The 16,801-nt window shown below is 64.3% G+C and carries 15 protein-coding genes and 1 pseudogene; 9 read left to right on the top strand and 7 right to left on the bottom strand.

The window, feature by feature from the left end:
* Window positions 1–202 precede the first annotated feature (202 nt).
* On the bottom strand, window positions 203–1,009 hold the full coding sequence (locus tag POS17_RS20375) for an AraC family transcriptional regulator (RefSeq protein WP_060840240.1): 807 nt from the start codon (window positions 1,007–1,009) through the stop codon (window positions 203–205).
* Between the two features lie 547 nt (window positions 1,010–1,556).
* Here POS17_RS20375 and POS17_RS20380 point away from each other — a divergent pair.
* The 5 genes and pseudogenes from POS17_RS20380 to POS17_RS31180 all read left to right on the top strand — a co-directional run bounded on the left by POS17_RS20380 (window position 1,557) and on the right by POS17_RS31180 (window position 3,723).
* On the top strand, window positions 1,557–1,874 hold the full coding sequence (locus tag POS17_RS20380) for a YXWGXW repeat-containing protein (protein WP_060840241.1): 318 nt from the start codon (window positions 1,557–1,559) through the stop codon (window positions 1,872–1,874).
* A 39-nt stretch (window positions 1,875–1,913) separates the two neighbouring features.
* A pseudogene (locus POS17_RS20385) lies at window positions 1,914–2,504 on the top strand (RNA polymerase sigma factor); the annotation flags it as partial.
* Window positions 2,501–2,938 (top strand): hypothetical protein, encoded by a 438-nt coding sequence (locus POS17_RS20390; protein WP_060840243.1) that lies wholly within the window; start codon window positions 2,501–2,503, stop codon window positions 2,936–2,938. The pseudogene POS17_RS20385 and the gene POS17_RS20390, both read left to right, overlap by 4 nt.
* Complete coding sequence (locus POS17_RS20395) at window positions 2,935–3,414, top strand: periplasmic heavy metal sensor (RefSeq protein WP_060840244.1); 480 nt, start codon at window positions 2,935–2,937, stop codon at window positions 3,412–3,414. The genes POS17_RS20390 and POS17_RS20395 overlap by 4 nt, the downstream gene beginning before the upstream one ends.
* Window positions 3,415–3,507: 93 nt before the next feature.
* Window positions 3,508–3,723 (top strand): YXWGXW repeat-containing protein, encoded by a 216-nt coding sequence (locus POS17_RS31180; protein WP_082729279.1) that lies wholly within the window; start codon window positions 3,508–3,510, stop codon window positions 3,721–3,723.
* A gap of 7 nt (window positions 3,724–3,730) precedes the next feature.
* Here POS17_RS31180 and POS17_RS20400 read toward each other — a convergent pair whose 3' ends face one another.
* Window positions 3,731–4,606, bottom strand: coding sequence for a LysR substrate-binding domain-containing protein (locus tag POS17_RS20400; RefSeq protein ID WP_060840245.1), 876 nt, complete (start codon window positions 4,604–4,606; stop codon window positions 3,731–3,733).
* Between the two features lie 226 nt (window positions 4,607–4,832).
* On the opposite strand from POS17_RS20400, the gene ampC reads away from it, so the two are divergent.
* A complete protein-coding gene (gene ampC, locus POS17_RS20405) occupies window positions 4,833–6,005 on the top strand; it encodes a class C beta-lactamase (RefSeq protein ID WP_060840246.1) in 1,173 nt (390 codons plus the stop codon).
* A 295-nt stretch (window positions 6,006–6,300) separates the two neighbouring features.
* Window positions 6,301–7,023: a phosphatidylcholine synthase gene (pcsA, locus tag POS17_RS20410; RefSeq protein WP_060840247.1), complete on the top strand. Its 723-nt coding sequence runs from the start codon at window positions 6,301–6,303 to the stop codon at window positions 7,021–7,023.
* Between the two features lie 40 nt (window positions 7,024–7,063).
* Here the strand turns inward: pcsA and POS17_RS20415 are convergent, their stop codons facing one another.
* Window positions 7,064–9,496, bottom strand: coding sequence for a PAS domain-containing protein (locus POS17_RS20415; RefSeq protein ID WP_060840248.1), 2,433 nt, complete (start codon window positions 9,494–9,496; stop codon window positions 7,064–7,066).
* Window positions 9,497–9,657: 161 nt separating this feature from the next.
* Here POS17_RS20415 and POS17_RS20420 point away from each other — a divergent pair, with 161 nt between their 5' ends.
* Window positions 9,658–10,320: a LysE family translocator gene (locus POS17_RS20420; RefSeq protein ID WP_231978975.1), complete on the top strand. Its 663-nt coding sequence runs from the start codon at window positions 9,658–9,660 to the stop codon at window positions 10,318–10,320.
* A gap of 47 nt (window positions 10,321–10,367) precedes the next feature.
* Here the strand turns inward: POS17_RS20420 and POS17_RS20425 are convergent, their stop codons facing one another.
* Window positions 10,368–11,150, bottom strand: coding sequence for a sulfite exporter TauE/SafE family protein (locus POS17_RS20425; protein WP_060840249.1), 783 nt, complete (start codon window positions 11,148–11,150; stop codon window positions 10,368–10,370).
* A gap of 323 nt (window positions 11,151–11,473) precedes the next feature.
* Here POS17_RS20425 and POS17_RS20430 point away from each other — a divergent pair, with 323 nt between their 5' ends.
* Entirely contained in the window at window positions 11,474–14,116 is a 2,643-nt protein-coding gene (locus POS17_RS20430) for a hypothetical protein (RefSeq protein ID WP_060840250.1), read from the top strand.
* 87 nt (window positions 14,117–14,203) lie between these two features.
* On the opposite strand, the gene POS17_RS20435 is transcribed toward POS17_RS20430, so the two are convergent.
* The 3 genes from POS17_RS20435 to POS17_RS31900 form a co-directional block, all read right to left on the bottom strand.
* Window positions 14,204–14,734 (bottom strand): DUF3087 domain-containing protein, encoded by a 531-nt coding sequence (locus POS17_RS20435; RefSeq protein WP_060840251.1) that lies wholly within the window; start codon window positions 14,732–14,734, stop codon window positions 14,204–14,206.
* A 554-nt stretch (window positions 14,735–15,288) separates the two neighbouring features.
* Window positions 15,289–15,849 (bottom strand): hypothetical protein, encoded by a 561-nt coding sequence (locus tag POS17_RS31895; protein ID WP_148654987.1) that lies wholly within the window; start codon window positions 15,847–15,849, stop codon window positions 15,289–15,291.
* Between the two features lie 448 nt (window positions 15,850–16,297).
* Window positions 16,298–16,801, bottom strand: a complete 504-nt coding sequence (locus POS17_RS31900) for a hypothetical protein (RefSeq protein WP_148654988.1) — start codon at window positions 16,799–16,801, stop codon at window positions 16,298–16,300.

Consider the following 16,801-nt stretch of genomic DNA (forward strand, 5'->3'; position numbering starts at 1 on the left):
TGCTTATCATCTTCCCCGGAACCACTGTCCGCATCAGCCGAGATCGACAAGTTATTGATCAATCCGGCCAGATATCGCCACTGCCACAGGCGGCGCACGGGTTGGGCGGCACGCCGACCGGCCACAGCGATCGTGAGTTTGACCGGACAGCGCCAGGCAAGGCCCTGCGGGTCTTTTCGCAGCCTCGCGGGCTCGGCAGCGGCTACAGGGCGTCGTTTTCCAGCGCCTGGCGGCGCTCGGCAAAGAAACGCCCCGGTGGCTGGCCCACGGCTTTCTTGAACATGCGGATAAAGGCGCTGGCGCTGTCATAGCCCAGGGTCAGCGCCACACGCTCCACCGAGTCGCCCCGGCCCAATTGCCTGAGCCCCAGGAGGATATGCAACTGACGCTGCCAGCGACCGAAACTCAGGCCGGTCTCGGCCACGATCAAGCGGCTCAGGCTGCGTTCGCTGAGGCCGATCTGCTCGCCCCATTGCCCAAGGCTCAGGCGCCGCTGCGGCTGTTCAAGGATCTGCTGAGCCAGGCGCCGCAGTTGTGCGTGCCGGGGCATGGGCAGGTGGATCTGCTCCCGGGGCGCGACCGCCAGTTCATCCAGGGTCACGGCGACCAAGCGCCCGGCGGCGCCGTCCTGGTCATACAGGAACGGCAGCTGCGCACAGCGCCTGAGCAGCTCCTGCAACAACGGCGACATCACCAGGGTGCAGCAGGCCTGAGGCAGCGCACGGGCGTGCTCGGGCTCGACCAGCAGGCAGTAGCCCTGGGCGTTCTGCAGCCCCTGGACCCGATGCTCGATCGCGCTGGGAATCCATACCGCGCACTGCGGCGGCGCCAGCCACAGGCCCTCGGCGCTCTCGCAGCTGAGCACGCCGCCCGCGGGAAACAGCAACTGGGCCTTGCGATGGCTGTGCCACGGCCGCTCCCAGCGCTCTTCTTGCATCGAGATGCGCAGGGCGCACACCGGACGCGCAATCGCATCCGGGTCCTGGTCCTGGTGTTTCAAGACGGGCATCCACCTTCCTCCGCGCTCCCGGGGCATTTCCGCCATCGGCGCGACGCCGGTGCCTGCCCTGCAAGGTCGAGGATTGTGCCGGGCCCATGGGGCTTAGCCAAGCACCCCGGATGACGCCGGCGTGCGGCCCGGGGCCCTAGCGGTAGTAGCCATAGCGGTAGCAGCAGCCGTGGTAGTGCCCGGGGTAAACCACGCAGCCCCCCAAAGACAGCATCGTGGCCATGACAATCAGCAGCGCAATACGACGGGACATGGTGCATTCCTCAAGGGTTCAGTGGTGCAACCGCTCTGCGGCGCCGGCGAACCTTGCCGGCGCCGCACAGGGTTACCGATTGAACGGCGCGCCCTGGCAACTTCCGTCGCCGCCACCGCCGAAAAATTTGCATGCGCCGCAGCCCGCCCCGTGCCAGCCCCCAGGCCCGCTCGCTGAACCGCGGTTGAACCGGGCCCGGATAAACATTCACTTCCCTGCGACGGATTCCTCGGCCATCTATCGTTGAATCCATCAGCTGCGTTCAACAGCGAACGCAGGCCTGAAGGAGCCATCATGAAGCTTGCCCGTTGTCTGCCACGTCTTCGCACTCTGCTGCTGATCCCCCTGGCCTTCACCGCCCTGGCCGGCAGCCCGGTCTTCGCCCAGACCGTGATCGTTCAGCAGGCCCCGCCGCCCATGCGCTACGAAGCGCCGCCCATGGCCCGTCCCGGTTATGCCTGGGATCGCGGCCACTGGCGCTGGCACGCAGGCGGCTATGTCTGGGTGCCGGGACACTGGCAGCCAGTGATGCGCCACGGCCAGTGGGTGCCCGGGCACTGGCAGGCCCGCGGGCCGAACTGGTACTGGATCGAAGGCCATTGGCTGCGCTGAGCACGCGCTCTTCCGGATCGCCCCACCACCGCACCGAGAACCGCCGATTTGAACGACACCGACCCGGATCTGGAGTTGCTGGCCCGCATCGGCAACAACGAAGCCCAGGCCGTGAAAGAAATGGTCACCCGCAAGTTGCCGCGCCTGCTGGCCCTGGCCAGCCGCTTGCTGGGTGACGCCGACGAAGCCCGGGACATTGCCCAGGAGAGTTTCCTGCGGATATGGAAACAGGCGGCGCACTGGCGCAGCGAACAGGCACGCTTCGATACCTGGTTGCACCGGGTCGCCCTGAACCTGTGCTACGACCGCCTGCGCCGGCGCAAGGATCACCTGCAGAGCGACAGCGACGAGGCCATCGAGGCAGCGGACAGCGGCCCCACGCCGGAGCAGCAGCTGGAAGCCGAAAGCCAGCGGCGCCGCATGGCCCAGGCCCTGGACCGGCTGCCGGAGCGCCAGCGCGAAGCGATCGTCCTGCAGTACTACCAGGAGCTGTCCAACACCGAGGCCGCAGCGCTGATGAACATCAGCGTCGAGGCTCTGGAAAGCCTGCTGTCGCGGGCCCGACGCACTCTGCGCAGCCACCTCGCCGAGGCCCCCGGCGCGGACCTCTCAGGAAGGAGAACACCATGACCCCCGAACGCTTTGCCTACCTGGCCGACGCCTATGGCGCGGACCTGCAACGCTGGCCCAGTGCCGAGCGCGCCGCAGCCCAGGCCCTGCTCGACGCCGGCCATGGCGCGGCCCGGCAAGCGCTGCAAGAGGCGCGCTGGCTCGACACCCGGCTGGACAGCTACCAGGTGCCGGAACCAAGCCCGGCACTGGTGCAGCGGATCATCGCCACGGCAAGCATGCGCCAGCCGGCACCGACGCTCTGGCAGCGCTATGCCGGCTGGCTGACCTCCCTGGGCTGGATCGGGGTCGGCCTCAGCGGTGCCGCCGCCGGCATGCTGGCGGTGACCCTGAGCCTGCCGCTGCCGCCCTCCGCCGAGGCCTTGCCCAGTGTCCTGGACCAGAGCGACGCGGAATTCGTCCTGAGCATCAACGCCGAGGAGGCCGAACAGTGAACCTGTCCCCCCGCCCACTGAAAACCTTGCTGCTGCTGTCGCTGCTGCTCAATGTGTTCCTGATCGGCGGCGTTGCCGGCGGCCTCTACCAATGGTTCGGCCAGCCCAAACCGACCCAGGCCCTGGCGATGTCGCAACAGGGCCTGCGCCAGGCCATGACGCAGATGCCGGACGAGCGCCGCCGCCAGTTGCGCCAGCTGTTGCGCCAGACCCGCATCGACAGCCAGCCGCTGATCATCGCCGCGCGCGAAGCCCGCCAGGGGGTGGTTCGCGAGCTCGGCGCCGACTCGCTGGACCGCCGCGCCCTGGACGCCGAACTGGGCAAGTCCCGCGAGGCCGACATCGCCCTGCGGGCCCGGGTGGATGAAGCCCTGGCCAATTTTGCCGGCGGCCTGTCGCTCAAGGAACGCCAGCAACTGGTGGAGTCCATGTACCTGCGGGGCCCGGGAAAAAACCGCGCGGCCAATCGCGATTGAAACGTCGGCGACGGATTTCGCCCCGGGCCGCGTTCAACCCTTGAGCGCCCGCGATGACCGCGGGCCCACGGCCTCTTCCCAAGGACAGCGCCCATGCCTCGTGTTCTCCAAAGCCTCCTCCTTGCCAGCTTGCTTGGCACCACCCTGGCCGGTTGCGTGGTCGAGCCGGTCCATCCACGCCGGCCGCCGCCACCGCCCCTCGTTGAAGTGATACCGATGGCGCCGGCACCGAGCTACCACTGGGTGGCCGGACATTACCGCTGGCACGCCGGCCAGTGGGTCTGGACGCCGGGGCACTGGCGCTATTGAGCGGGGCCTAGGCGGCCACCGCCTCCAGCAGCCAGGCCTTGAAGGCGCTCATGGCGGAGGTTTCCGCCCGTGACTGCAAGCGCGTCAGCCAATAGCTGCCGGTGACGATGCCGATGTCGAACGGCTGCACCACCGCGCCACTGGCCAGTTGCCGCGCGAACATCAAGGGCGGCGCCAGGGCCACGCCCAGGCCCTGCAGGGCGGCTTCGAGCATGCCCAGGGACGAGTCGAAGACCACGCTCTGGGGCAACAGGCTGTTGCTGCCCAGCCCCGCCGCCTGGAACCACTGCGGCCACTCGTCGGTGCGGTAGGAACGCAACAGGGTCTGGCCCAGAAGGTCCGCCGGGCTGTGCAACTGGCGGGCAATCTCCGGCACGCACAGCACCGACAGCGGCGCCTGCAGCAGTGGCAGGGCATCGATGCCGTGCCAGGCCCCGGTGCCGAAGCGGATGGCGTAGTCCAGGCCCTCGGCGGCCACGTCCACCCGGTTGTTGTTGGTGCTCAGGCGCAAGTCGATGAACGGATGGCGGGCCTGGAAGTCCCCCTGGCGCGGCAGCAACCAGCCGACCGCGAAGGTGCCCACGGCGCCCACCGTCAGCACCTCGCGGTAGTGCCCGCCGTCGAACCGCCCGAGGGTCTGGGCGATGCGGTCGAAGCACTCGCGCAGCACCGGCAGCAGCGTCTCGCCTTCGCTGGTGAGCATCAGCCCACGGGGCAGGCGCTTGAACAGGGTGACCTTGAGTTGGGCCTCCAGGCTCTTGACCTGATGGCTGACCGCCGCCTGGGTCACGCACAGCTCGATGGCCGCGCGGGTGAAGCTCAAATGACGTGCCGAGGCTTCGAAGGCGCGCAGCGCGTTCAAGGGCAGATGAGGACGGAGCATGACTATTCCCTAATTTTTCTAATGGCTGCCGCGAAATATCGTCGTTTGCCGGTCCGCCGCAGACTGCCTACAGTGGCCTCGCTCGCCAGCCGCCGACCCGGCGCCCCCTGCCCGGAAGACCTGGCGAGCCGTGTACCCCTTGAATTCGCGCGACGAAGATCAAGGCCGGAAGGCCGCTTGGAACCCTGCGGTCAAAATAAGCAAAAAATATGGAAAACCACCCATCATGCGGCAAATAACCTTAACCGGACGGGGCCTGTTCGGCGCCTGTGCCTTGCTTCTTGGTGCCTCCCAGGCACTGGCCGAAACCACCCCGGACAGCGCCCTGAAAGCCACGGTGGACGCCACCATCCGTCCGTTGATGCAGCAGCAGGGCATCCCCGGGATGGCGGTAGCGATCATCGTCGACGGCAAACGACATTACTTTAACTACGGTGTCGCCTCCAAGGACAATCAGCGTCCGGTGGACCACGACACCCTGTTCGAGGTCGGCTCGGTGAGCAAGACCTTCACCGCGACCCTGGCTGCCTACGCCCAGGCCAGCGGCAAGCTGGCCCTCAACGACAACGCCAGCCAGTACCTGCCGGCCCTGCGCGGCAGCGCCTTCGACGGTATCAGCCTGTTGCAGCTGGGCACCTACACCGCCGGCGGCCTGCCCCTGCAGTTCCCCGACGATGTCAAGGGCGAAGACAAGACGCTGGACTACTACAACACCTGGAAACCGACCTTCAGCCCCGGCACCCAGCGCCTGTATTCCAACCCCAGCCTCGGGCTGTTCGGCTACCTGGCGGCGCGCAGCCTGGGCCAGCCGTTCGATCAGTTGATGGAACAGACGCTGTTTCCCAAGCTGGGCCTCAAGCACAGCTACGTCCGCGTCCCGCAGGATCAGCGCAGCCACTACGCCCAGGGCTACGACAAGCAGAACAAGCCGAGTCGGGTCGGCCCCGGTGCCATGGACAGCGAGGCCTACGGGGTCAAGACCAGCGCCGCCGACCTGCTGCAGTTCGTTGCCGGCAACCTGCAACCGGGGCAGCTCGACGCCACCGTGCAGCGCGCCATTGCCAGTACCCAGAGCGGTTACTACCGGGTGGGCGACATGACCCAGGGCCTGGGCTGGGAACGCTATGCCTACCCGGTGCCCCTGGCGCGGCTGCTGGCCGGCAACTCATCGGCCATGGCCCTTGAGCCGCACCCGGTGCAGTGGCTGACGCCGGCCCAGGCGCCACAAGCCGACGCCCTGTACAACAAGACCGGCTCCACCAACGGCTTCGGCGCCTATGTGCTGTTTGTCCCCGGCAAGCAGATCGGCATTGTCCTGCTGGCCAACAAGAACTACCCCAACGAAGAGCGGGTCAAGGCCGCCCATGGGATTCTCAGCGCGCTTGAGGCGGCCCGCTAAGCGCTCCAGCACCGCCCCGGCCCGCGCCGGAACAACCAAACGCCACGTGCCGGCTGCGCTCACGTGGCGTTTTTCTTGTCGCTTCGGCCATCGCGCCTAGACTCTGGAAATCCCCTCGACCGCTCACCCCGGCCAGGCCGGGCAATCGGCTGCCAAGGGTTGCGACAAGGGCCTGTTTCCAGGATCACGCTGAACCTTCTGCCAGGCTTTTCGGTCGATAACTGCAACCTGGACCCGCGTCGCCGCTTGAGCGACGCGGGGACTCCAGGCCCCCCAGCCGCCGGAGACACGCCCTGTGATATCGACCCTGCAAATCGCCAGAATCAAAGCCTGGGGCGCCCATGGCTTTACCGCCACCGGTGTGGTCAGTGCCTTGCTCGCCACCCTGGCGCTGTTCGACAACCAGCCCAAGGCCTGCCTGCTGTGGCTGGGGGTGGCGCTGCTGGTGGATGGGGTCGACGGCTCCCTGGCGCGCAAGGTCAATACCCGTTCGGTGCTGCCCAACATCGACGGCTCGGTGCTGGACCTGGTGATCGACTACCTGACCTACGTATTCATCCCAGCGCTGTTCATCTACCGCTATATCCCCCTGCCGGAGTACAGCGCGCTGCTGGCCACGTCGCTGATCCTGCTGTCGTCGCTGCTGTGCTTCTGCAACGTCAACATGAAGAGCCACGACAACTACTTCCAGGGTTTTCCCGCCGCCTGGAACGTGGTCGCCCTGTGCTTCTACCTGATCGAGCCCGGTCCCTGGCCAACCCTGCTGAGCATCTTCGCCCTGGCCTTGCTGACCGCCACTCGGCTGCAGTTCCTGCATCCGTTCCGGGTGCGCAAGTGGATGGGGCTGAACATCATCGTGACCTTCGTCTGGCTGCTCAGTGGCGCGCTGCTGATCCTCAGCCACCCATTGCACAGCCCGTCGATCATGGGCCTGTGGCTGGCGGCTTCCGCCTATTTTCTGGGGATCTGCCTGTGGCGTTCGGCGCAGGAATGGCTGAGGAACAGCGGCAAGCTGTAAGCGGCCAGCGCCAAGCTTGCTGTCGCCTGGAGCTTGCCGCCTAGCACCTGCAGCTATCGATGGCTTGGGCCAGTTCGGCGATCGAGTAGGGTTTCTGCAGAAACACGAACTCCCGGGTGCGGCCTTCGGCCAGGGCCGGGCTGTAGCCGCTGGTGAGGATCACCGGCAACCCGGGGTAGTCGCTGCGGATCCGCCCGGCCAGCTCGATGCCGCTCATGCCGGGCATCACCACATCGGAAAATACCGCCTGGAACCTGTCCTGCTCCTGACTCAGGCGACGCAGCGCCTCGGCGGCGCTGGTGGCCCACTCGACCTGATAACCCAGTTCATTGAGGGACTGGGCCAATAGCCGTCCCACTTGCGGATTGTCCTCCACCACCAGCAGGGTCGCGCCCTGCCCATCCGCCGGCAACGCCACCGGGCTGGCCGGCAGCGGCACGCTGGCCAAGGCCTCGGTGCGCGGCAGGTAAAGGGTAAAGCGCGTGCCCTGCCCCGGCCGGCTGTGGACCTCGAGGCCGCCGCCGGACTGCTTGGCGAAACCGAACACCTGGGACAGCCCCAGGCCGGTGCCCTTGCCCACCTCCTTGGTGGTGAAGAACGGCTCGAAGATCCGCTCGATCTGCTGCGGCTCGATGCCGGCCCCGGTATCGGTCAGCGACACCGCGACAAAATCCCCGACCTGGGCGCCCTGCCCGGCGGTGGCGGGAATCTGCGTCACCCGCTCCACGGCAATCACCAGCAAGCCTTCGCCCTGCATCGCGTCCCGGGCATTGACCGCCATGTTGATCAGGGCGGTGTCGAACTGACCGACATCGGCATGGGTGTGGCAGGGCTGTTGCGGCAACTCCAGACGCAGTTCGATGCAGGCGCCGATCAACGGATTGATCATCTGCGCCACCAGCTGCACGCTGGCGCCGACGTCGAAGGTTTCCGGGCGCAGGTTCTGCTGGCGGGCATAGGCCAGCAACTGGCCGGTGAGCTTGCTGGCGCGGTCGACGGTGTCGGAAATGGCCTCGATATACAGCTGTCGGCGCTCCTCGCTGAGGTTGCGACGCAACAGGTCGGTGGACGAGCGGATCACCGTCAGCAGGTTGTTGAAGTCATGGGCCACGCCACCGGTGAGCTGCCCCACCGCCTCCATCTTCTGCGCCTGCCGCAGGATGTCCTCGGTCTTGCGCAGGGCTTGCGCCGCCTCACGCTCGGCCTGCATGTCGCGGCCCACGGCATGGATATGCTGGGGGTCGGGCACGGCGCTCCAGGACACCCAGCGATAACTGCCGTCCTGGTGCCGGAAACGGTTTTCCACCCGGGAATAGCTCTGCCCCCGGGCCAGTTCGGCACTGGCACTGGCGGCCGCCATGCGGTCCTGAGGATGGATGAAATCGTAGAAGCTGCGGCCCTCCAGCTGGTCGCGCTGCCAGCCCAGCAGCGAGGTCCAGGCCGGATTGACCGCCACGATGCGGCCGTCGAAGTCCGCCACCAGCATCAGGTCGGTGGACAGCTGCCAGATCCGGTCACGCTCCTGGGTGCGCTCCTGGACCCGCTGCTCCAGGGACTCATTCAAGCGGCGCAGCTCTTCCTCCGCCGCGCGGGTGGCACTGATGTCCCGCGAGATGCAGAGGATCTTCTCCGGCCGGCCGCTTGCATCGAACATGGGCGTGACCTGCACATCCCACCATCTGGCGGTGCCGGCCAGGGTATTGGCCGCGCCCTGGAACCGCGCCGATTCGCCGGCCTGGGCCGCGGCAATCGCCGCCCGGGCCTCCAGGTTGCCCTGGCCATGCCAGAAATCCGGCCAGGGGCAGCCGACAATCGCATTGAAGTCGCTGACTTCCATGACCCGCCGCCCGCCCTCGCTCATGAACGACAACCGACCATCGAGGTCCAGCACCTTGATGCAGTCATTGCTGCTGGCCAGCACCCGGGTGTTGAGCTCGCGGGTTTCTCGCAGGCGGGCCTCGGTGAGCCGGGCATGCTGGCCCAGAAGGACCCGTTCGGTGGTTTCCACGGTATGGCAGAGCACCCCCAGCACCTGCTCCTGGCGTTCGTCGAACACCGGGCTCATGGAGAACGACCACCAGGTCAACTCCTCGCCGGGGTAGCGCTGCATGTTCACCGGCAGGTCTTCGTGCCGGCACGACTGCCCGAGGAAGGCCTGTTCCACCATGGGCTGCACGTCCGGCCAGGCGTCGGCCCAGAGCGTCTCGATGGTCTGTCCCAGGGCATTGGCCAGGCGCGGCCCGAGCACCGGACGATAGGCGTCGTTGAAAAAGAACTGCTTCTGCGGACCCCACAGCAGGTACAGGCTCTCGGGGGATTCCAGCACCAGGCTCAAGGTGCTGTGCAACAGGCTCGGCCACTGTTCCCGGGGCCCCACCGCCGTGTGCGACCAGTCGTACTGGCGGATCGCGGCACCGGTCTGGCCACCGCGCAAGGTCTGGGGAGCGGCACCACAAGGAGGAGAACGGGTCATGGACAGATCACAAAAGAGGAAAGGGGCAAGATTGCACGCCAACGGCCGGCTCAGGATAACTGACCCTGGGAATCCACAGAAGTTGGCAAACCGGGAGGCCGATTCAACAACGGCCGCCCAGGCCTCGACCAACACCTTTTAAACCCGCATCAAGCTGGTGCATGCTGCGTCGACTGCGCCACCTGCCCGACGAGAACACCGCGATGAACACCACCACCCTGCTGCTCTATACCTCAAGCTGCTTTATCGGCGCGCTGATCCCCGGCCCGACCTCGCTCCTGGCCATGGCCAACGGCACCTCGCGCAATCGCCAGCTGGTGGCGGTGGGCATGGCCGGCGCGGCGCTCTCGGATGTGCTGATCATCGCCGCCGTGGGCCTCGGCCTGGGGGCGATGCTGATGGCTTCGCAGCAGCTGTTCATGGTCTTGAAATGGGTCGGCGTGTGCTACCTGGCCTGGCTGGGCATCCAGCTCTGGCGCAGTGCGCCCCAGGCCCTCGGTGCCCAGCAGGTGCGGGCCGGTTCGCGGCGTGGCGAGGTGTTCCGACGCAGCTTCTCGGTGGCCATGACCAACCCCAAGGTGCTGCTGTTTTTCACCGCCTTCCTGCCGCAGTTCATCGACCCCGGCCAACCGGTCTTCATCCAGTACGCCACCCTGGCGCTGGTGACGGCGCTGGTCGAGGTGCTGGTGATGGGCCTGTATGCCGCGGGCGGCGTGCAGGCGGCGAAATTCCTCACCGCCAGCGGCATGCGCCGGCTCAATCGATGCTGCGGCGCGACCATGCTGTCGCTGGCGGCATTTTTGGCACTCTACCGCCGCAACTGACAGGTGCTTTTGGCTTGCCGCTTGAAGCTGGCGGCTTGCCGCTGCTTTTAAAAGGCCAGCTTGTAGCCGATGGAGAACAGCATGAGCGCCAGGCACGGCCGGAGGATCTCGTCGGACACCCGCCCGGTCATGTGACTGCCGATCCAGATCCCCGGCAGCGACCCCATGAGCAGGAAGCCCAGCAGGTTCCAGTCCATGTTGCCCATGCTGGCGTGGCCCAGGCCGGCCACCAGGGTCAGCGGCACGGCGTGGGCGATCTCGGTGCCCACCAGGCGCTTGGTGGCCAGGAACGGATAGAGAATGAACAGCGCCACGGTACCCAGGGCGCCGGCGCCGATGGAGGTCAGGGCGACCATGGTGCCGAGGATCAGCCCGGTGACCACGGTCAGGCCGTTGAGGCCGCCGGGGCTGGGTTGGTATTCGCTGCCGTGGCGCTGGGCAAAGGCCATAAGCTTTTTCTTGAAGACGATGGCCAGGGCCGTGAGCAGCAACACGAAGCCCAACCCTTGCTTGATCACCGAGTTCAGGGCCTGGGGATCGGTGTCGAGGTTCTTCAGGAACCACAAGGTCACCGCCACCGCCGGCACGCTGCCGAGGGTCAGCCAGCCGGTGATGCGCCAGTCGATGTTGCGGTTTTTCTGGTGAACCAGCACCCCACCGGATTTGGTGATGGCCGCGTACAGCAGGTCGGTGCCCACTGCGGTGGCCGGGTTGATGCCGAACCAGAGCAGGATCGGGGTCATCAGCGAACCGCCTCCGACACCGGTCATGCCCACGATGAAACCCACTACCAGGCCTGCGATTACAAAACCGAAATTACCCACATCCATCGATAAAAAACCCTACAGATCACGCGGCCAGGTCAAAAACTGGCGGCAGCATAGCGGCTAAAGCTTATGTCCATTTATATAAATAAAATCTAACGTTATAACCAAGAGCGTTTTTCCATGCAGCCGGCGCATCAAGCGCCCTGCCCGCTTGCGACCTGCACAAGCCCCAGGCCCCTGGTGCCCCGAAGCCGCGCCCTCCACTGTCGCGCCCACCGCCAAGGCACCCGGAGCTTGCACGACGGCCCCCGGCATCCGCTATCCTGCCGTGCGCTTGCCGGGGCGCGGCCCGGACCGCAGCCCCTCCGTCCCCCCAAGGAAGGTCCATGACACCTGACGAGAACCCGTACCAGATCGAGCACCAACGCATCCGCTTTCGACGCCTGAGCCTGGGCCAGGAAGCCCCCGGACACACCCCGGCCGCCCGTGGCAACTGGGGCCTGGCCCTGTCCGGCGGCGGCATCCGCAGCGCAACCTTCTGCCTGGGCGTCCTGCAAGCCCTGGCCCGGGCCCCGGCGCCCAGCGCGAGCACCCGGCCAGCGCCACCGGCAACCGACGCCGACGCCGACGCCGACGCCGACGCCGACGCCGACGCCGAGCCCAGCCTGCTGTCGCGCATCGACTACCTGTCCACGGTCAGTGGCGGCGGCTACATCGGCAGTTTCTTTTCCAGCCTGTTTCTCCCAGGGCGCTTGCGCCCCGCGGCGCCCCAGGACCCGGTGGGCCAGGCCGCCCGCGATGCCTACCAGGCCCTGCGCTTCGAACCGCCGGGGCGGATCAGCACCGGCGTCGACTACGCCCGGCAGCCGCCGGGCCAGGGGCCCACGGCCTGGCTGCGGGAGAACGGCCGCTACCTGACCCCCACCGGCTCCGGCGACATGCTCTATGCCCTGGCCATGACCTGGCGCAACTGGCTGTCGCTGCAGGCCATGATCGGCCTGCCGATCCTGCTGGTGCTCAGTCTGCTGACCCTGTTCCAGGTGCTCAGTCACGCCAGCCTGCTGCTCTGGCCACTCATGGCCGGCGTACTCTTCGCCCTGCCCTGCGCCGTGGCCTACTGGCTGATCATTCCCCAGGGCGACCTGGACCGGCCACCGAGCATGGGCAACGCGGCGTACCGGAGCATGCTCGGCGTGGTCGGCGGCCTGTGGCTCTGTGGCGCCCTGGCCTACTGGCTGGCCCAGTGGCATGCGGTGGGTGCCCTGACCCTGGCCGGCGCCCTGGTGGGCAGCGGCGCCTTGCTGATCACCCGACAACTGGTGAGGCACCTGGCCGACAACCGCGACCCGACCAAGGACAACGCCTGCGCCAACAGCGTGCGCAACTATCGGATACAGATCACCCGGGCCCTGGGTCGGGCCATGGCCGCGGTGGCCGTGCTGGGCTTCCTCGCCCTGCTGGTGACCGCGGCCCAGGCCTTGTACCGCTACCTGCATGACCTGCGGGCCCTGGGCAGCCTGCTGTTGCTGATCGCAGGGGTGTGGCTGGTGCGGCGCCTGGCCTTGCTCAAGGATGAAAAGAACCTGCCGGGCTGGATGCACAAGCTACCGCTGGAGGTCCTCGCGCTGCTTGCCGGTGGCCTGCTGCTGAGCCTGCTGTGCCTGTGCTGGGGCTTGCTGGTGCAATGGATCGCCTACGACGGCGGGGTGATTGCCGGCGATCACGCCGTGGCCTGGCGCCTCGCGGCACTGAGCCTGCTGGCGGCCTTGCTGACCCACCTCAGCGGGCGCTTCATCGGCTTTCTCAATACCTCGTCGCTGCAGGCCTTCTACTCGGCGCGCCTGACCCGCGCCTACCTCGGCGCCTCCAATGGCCGGCGCTTCAACGGCCCGGCGCAACAGCGCCGCACCTACATGAGCGTGGCCGAGCCGATGGCCAGCGACGACCTGTCGCTGCAGCAGTACTACGCCAGTCCCAGCGCCGGCCCGGTGCACCTGATCAACGTCACCATGAACCTCACCGTCGACCCGGCCGAACAGCTGGTGCAACGCGACCGCAAGGGCAAACCGCTGTGCATCGCCCCGAACTGGGCCCCCGACAACCCGGCGCCAACCAGCGCTTGCCCGGCAGAACGCTACCTCCTCGACGGCCAGGCCTATCGCCGCGACCTCGACCATGGCCCGGCCTCTGAAATCATGCGCCCGCTGACCCTGGGCCAGTGGATCGGCGTTTCCGGCGCCGCCTTCAGCACCGGCCTGGGTCGCGCCACCAGCCTTGGCATGTCGCTGGTCCTGGGGCTGGCCAACGTGCGCCTGGGCATCTGGTGGCCCAGCCACTTTCTCGACCCCGGGCAATCGCACTGGGTGCCCCGGGACCTCAAGCCCTGGATCCGCTACAGCACCCAGGCCTACCTGTTCTATGAACTGACCGCGCGCTTTCACGGCTACCGCCGCGACTACCAGTACCTGTCGGACGGCGGGCACTTCGAAAACACCGGCACCTACGAACTGCTGCGCCAGGGGCGCAAGGTGGAGTTGATCATCACCTGCGACAGCGGCTGCGATCCCGACTACCAGTTCGACGACCTGGCCAACCTGGTGCGCCTGGCGCGCATCGATCAGGCCCTGGAGATCCGCGAAGACCCGGGCGTGCTGAGCCATCCGCAACTGAAGACGGTATTTGCCAGCCTGGAAGAGTTTCGCCAGACGCCGAGCGCCGATAACCAGAAATGCGCCCTGCTGCTGAATGTCCATGCCCACTCCCCGGGCCGTGACGATGACCTGTGCCAGACGCCCCATTGCCGGATCCTGGTGCTCAAGCCGCGACTGATCGCCGGACTGACGCCGGACGTCGTCAACTACGCCCGGGCCAACCCGAGCTTTCCCAACCAGAGCACCGTGGACCAGTTTTTTGACGAGGCGCAGTTCGAGAGTTACCGGCAACTGGGCCTGGGCATCGGCCAGCAACTGTTCGGCACCCAGTGCCGGCCCAGCGCGATTGCCCAGGCGTTGTGGCGGTATCTGCAATAGCGCCGAAAGGGGCTGCTACGCAGCCCAGCGCGAGCACGCTCGTTCGCACAGGTGACCTGTCAGCGGCAGGAGGTTGCCAAATGGCGCTCAAGGGGTCTTGTGCCGCTTCACCGCTTCCAGCCATGACGCCTCAAGGCGCTCCTGCTGCGGGTCGATGCCCTGCTCGGCCAGCAGCGCCAGATGCCGCTCCACCTCGCCCAGCATCTGCCCGTGGGCGCTGGAGTTGGCGTCCAGCTGATGCATCTGCAGCAGCCCCAGGTGATAGAAACGCAGCAGCTTGAGCGCCGCCGGATCGCCCGCCGCGACCCCGGCGGTGACCTGATGCATGACATTGGTCACCCGCATCAGGCTGCGCTTGAGACGCCAGCCATAGACCGCCGCGGCCATCCACGGCTTGCTCCAGAACACACTGCGCAGCAGCGCCGCACTGATCAGCAGACCGGTGAACACCCCCGCCGCGTTCCACACCAGGTTGTCGCCACCGGGCTGACCGAACAGCGCCACCGCCGCGCTGGAAAACAGCATGGCCAGGGCGATGAACACCAGCGCGATGATCAAGGTGCTGCGACGGGTTTGCCGCCGGTAAGTCTCAGGGTCCTGCGGGGTGATGACGAACATGGGCGCGACGGGCTCCGTTGCTGAAGAGGATGGGCTGGCGCGCATTATCACCGCTGGGGGCGGTGCCGGTGGCTTAAATTGCTCCGGGAGAAGCAAAAGCATGATCCGGGTCATGGCTCAGGGGGTGAATGAAGTCAGAAAGCATACTGAAAGTTAGCAAGACACTTGGTGTTTCTTGCAATACAGGCAAATGCTGACTAGCTGTTGGCCGCTTTCGGTGAAAGCGTGGTAGCGCACTGCTTTGGAATGTTGCCTTCATAGTGAGTACTGTTCGGGCTTTTATTTATCAATTATGAGATTGGTAAATTCATCACCACAGCTTGTAAAACCCTCTATAAACACTCAACTTTTAGCGTCATAAATGAATACTCTAAAAATCGCGCAAACTCCTCTCGCCAGCTCGGCATTTGGTGCGACCAGTCCCAGCTCCGAGTCGGTGTGCATGCTGTGCGTATTGATATTAGCCAAGCTCAGCAAGCTGAACACTTTGTCCACCACCAGTAGTCTGTGGCTTGATCACATACAACGCCGACAAGGAGCGGGCTAGAGTATTTTTACTTGCCGACTGAACCCAGAATACCCTGCAGCCCTGATATATCTCCTTCATAGAAAGAGCCGCACTGTGAGACGGCTACAAACACACCACCTGAATTACTTATAGAAGTACTACAAACCAAACCCGCCCCTTCCGTCCCATCTGCTTTCCCGTATATGAAATCTTTCATATCCACCAACCGCCATCCATCTCTAAGCAACTTAAGCCTTGCGGCTTTGGATGCCTCAGCAACGCGAATGATTGAACTTGGATAAGGAAGCTTTATCAGATCGTTATAAGGTAGATGTACTCCGTTGCCGAGCACGCGCAAGACCTCATCAAGCTCTTTTCCCACCACAATAAATGTCGGCAAGTTTTCCAGGCTTGTGTCATAAGCCGGTTGATCCTTAGGAGCCAGTTTGAGTATGGTTATATTACCTTCCTGAAAACAGCCGAAAACCTCAAGCTTGGTCTTTGGCATATTGGGTAAGCATTGCTGTTCGCTAGAGCAAGCCAGCAACGAACAAAAAGCAGCATAAATCAGCGCTAACAATCTAAGTAAAAAATTATACCTCATCATTCAATACACTCCAGATGGCTTCAAACGCCTTTCATTCTCATGACTAGGCATACCATTTGGATTCCCCCTGTTAATTATCGCACCCACAACTCTAGAGACTGCTTGGGTCGAACCTTCATCCGCACGCCTATTGATTCTCTCCCTGGCTCAATAGAATCCAGATGCATCACAAGCATTGTAATTATCTATAGCAAGCAGGTTCGGACTAGGATCTAGTGTGAATTTTCTAGACCTATACCTTTCATAATTTTTATAGTTTCGTCGCCCAGTAATTTGTAGAAAGCCTCGACCGTGAAATCTATCCCCATCTCCTGCCATCCCCCCGGCCAATGAGTTGCCAGCACCGTTGTCCGTGCCAGCCGTCATTGCTGCTATTTGATTTGGGCAACTCGCCACAATAGAGTTTTCTATACATCTTTATTCTGGATTTTTAAAAAAACTATAAAAATCACCTCTCACACCCTAATGCATCATCTTTATCACAGGTCACATATGGAGCAACCTCTTTTAGATTGTCTATATATATTTTTCCACATGACATCTGCACTTCTTTCATCTCGAGAGTTTTGGACACAACAACCCCAGCACTTTTTTTGCCTCCCCCAAACATCTCGCCATCGTAGTTGCTATAAATTTCGTACTTGTAACTTTCCACAGCGAAGCTCAACTTCGCATAAGAAACCTGATAACGAAAATAGTGATTAAATGTGAATCCCTCAAAACCAAACCCATTGCTAGGAAAAATCATTTCCTTATTGTTTTTTTTGCCGAAGCGGTATTGAATTCCCGACAGGTCACCATCAGCATATTCAGGGCATAGCGCTAGATTTTTTCCTCCTCGCATCTCGCATTGAAAAATGGCCACTTCGCTTTCGCACATTTCCTCTTGAGCGCCCCATGAACAGAAACTCCAAAGCACTAAAAACACATAAGCACTGGTTCGGATCAACAT

This window comes from Pseudomonas sp. Os17 (genome assembly GCF_001547895.1).
Lineage (GTDB): Bacteria > Pseudomonadota > Gammaproteobacteria > Pseudomonadales > Pseudomonadaceae > Aquipseudomonas.